The sequence below is a fragment of the Streptomyces sp. NPDC054847 genome (assembly GCF_053610925.1).
In genome coordinates this window covers 1-2,010 of the sequence record NZ_JBSGZJ010000721.1, presented here as the reverse complement: position 1 = coordinate 2,010, position 2,010 = coordinate 1, and the positions used below count along the sequence as shown (strand labels likewise).

1 protein-coding gene, 1 tRNA gene and 1 other RNA gene are annotated in these 2,010 nt (G+C 73.2%); 1 reads left to right on the top strand and 2 read right to left on the bottom strand.

The genetic code is table 11. From position 1 onward, the window contains the following. Together ACWGH4_RS34650 and ffs are read right to left on the bottom strand one after the other, a co-directional pair. The coding region (locus ACWGH4_RS34650) for a DNA polymerase III subunit gamma and tau (RefSeq protein WP_453467828.1) at nt 1-1,581 on the bottom strand (1,581 nt) is incomplete at its 3' end. A 54-nt stretch (nt 1,582-1,635) separates the two neighbouring features. Next, nucleotides 1,636-1,734: signal recognition particle sRNA small type (ffs, locus tag ACWGH4_RS34645), an RNA gene on the bottom strand. Between the two features lie 97 nt (nt 1,735-1,831). On the opposite strand from ffs, the gene ACWGH4_RS34640 reads away from it, so the two are divergent. Further along, a tRNA-Ser gene (locus ACWGH4_RS34640) sits at nt 1,832-1,919 on the top strand. The last annotated feature ends 91 nt before the right edge of the window (nt 1,920-2,010 follow it).

The following is a 2,010-nucleotide window of genomic DNA, read 5'->3' as shown; positions in this document are numbered from 1 at the left end:
GCCCCCGGCGGCCGGGGCGGCAGCCGCCGGCGGCGGCGCCCCCAGCCCGGCGGCGGAGCCCCCGGGCCAGCCGCCGGGCCGCCGGGCCGGCTCCCCGGGCCCGGGCGGTACCGCCGGCGCGGCCGGGCCCGCGGTCCCCGGCCAGGCACCCGGGCGGGACGCGGCGGGCTGGGGCTGCGGCTGCTGGTGCGGCTCCTGTCGCGGGGGCTGCTGGGGCGGCTGCTGAGGCTGCTGTCCGATGGGCGGCGCGACCGGCTCGTGCGCCGGGGTCGGGGCCGGCGCGGGAACCGTGGGAGCCGCGTCACCGCGCGCCGCGGCACGGGCGGCGGCGGGTCCGGCACCCGGCGGCGCGGGCGCATGCGCCTGGGCGTCCGGCCCGGGCACGTATCCCATGGCGGGGCCCTGGCCGCCGGGCGAGAACGACGCCCCGCGCTCCAGGCGGTCCAGCCGGGCCCGCACCGACCGCTCGTCGTCGAACGCCGCCGGCAGCAGCACCCGGGCGCAGATCAGCTCCAGTTGCAGCCGCGGCGACGTGGCTCCCCGCATCTCGGTCAGGCCGGTGTTGACCAGGTCCGCGGCCCTGCTGAGCTCGGCGGCGCCGAACACGGCGGCCTGCGCCTGCATCCGCTCGACCACGTCCGCCGGGGCGTCGATCAGCCCCTTGGTGCCGGCGTCCGGCACCGCGGCGAGGATCACCAGGTCACGCAGCCGCTCCAGCAGGTCCGCGACGAACCGGCGCGGATCGTTCCCGCCCTCGATGACGCGGTCCACGACCTCGAAGGCGGCGGCTCCGTCGCCCGCCGCGAACGCGTCGACGACGGAGTCGAGCAGCGAACCGTCCGTGTAACCGAGGAGGGCCGTCGCCATGGCATATGTCACACCGTCGTCCGCGGCGCCGGCGAGCAGCTGGTCCATGACGGACATGGAGTCACGCACCGAGCCCGCGCCCGCCCGCACGACCAGCGGGAGGACGCCGTCCTCAACCGGGATGCCCTCCCGGCCGCACACCTCCGCCAGATACGCCCGGAGCGTCCCGGGCGGGACCAGCCGGAACGGGTAGTGGTGCGTACGCGACCGGATGGTGCCGATGACCTTCTCGGGCTCGGTGGTCGCGAAGATGAACTTCAGATGCTCCGGGGGCTCCTCGACCACCTTCAGCAGGGCGTTGAACCCCGCGGGGGTGACCATGTGGGCCTCGTCGATGATGTAGATCTTGTACCGGCTGCTCGCGGGGCCGAAGAAGGCCTTCTCGCGCAGCTCACGCGCGTCGTCCACACCACCGTGCGAAGCGGCGTCGATCTCGATGACGTCGATCGATCCTGGCCCGGTGCGCGCCAGATCCTGGCAGGACTGACACTTCCCGCAGGGGGTCGGCGTCGGTCCCTGCTCGCAGTTCAGACAGCGGGCGAGGATGCGGGCGCTGGTCGTCTTTCCGCAGCCGCGCGGCCCGCTGAACAGGTACGCGTGATTGACCCGGTTGTTGCGCAGGGCCTGCTGGAGCGGGTCAGTGACATGCTCCTGACCGATGACCTCTGCGAACGACTCGGGGCGGTAGCGGCGGTACAGCGCAAGGGACGACACACCTACGAGGTTATCGGGGCCCACCGACAACCGGAGCCGCCCCGGATCCCCGGGAACGCAAGCGCCCCCCACGCACCCGCCAGAGCCGACCTACCCTTGCTGCCTTCCGGCCCTGGGGGAGTTCAGTCAGATAGCGCCACGTGAGGGGCTGCACCCAGGCTACCCGATGCCGGGGAGTGGTCATGACCCCCGGGAGGAAGATCGGGAAGGTGTTCGCGAGCACTCCTCAACGTCTTGTATTGTTTGCGGCGGAGGATTCGCCTAGTGGCCTAGGGCGCACGCTTGGAAAGCGTGTTGGGGGCAACCCCTCACGAGTTCGAATCTCGTATCCTCCGCCAGTGCCTCACCGGGCACGATGTCGAAGGGCCCCACCGTTCGCGGTGGGGCCCTTCGACGTTTTCCGTCGCGGAGCGGCGGAACGCGCCGTAC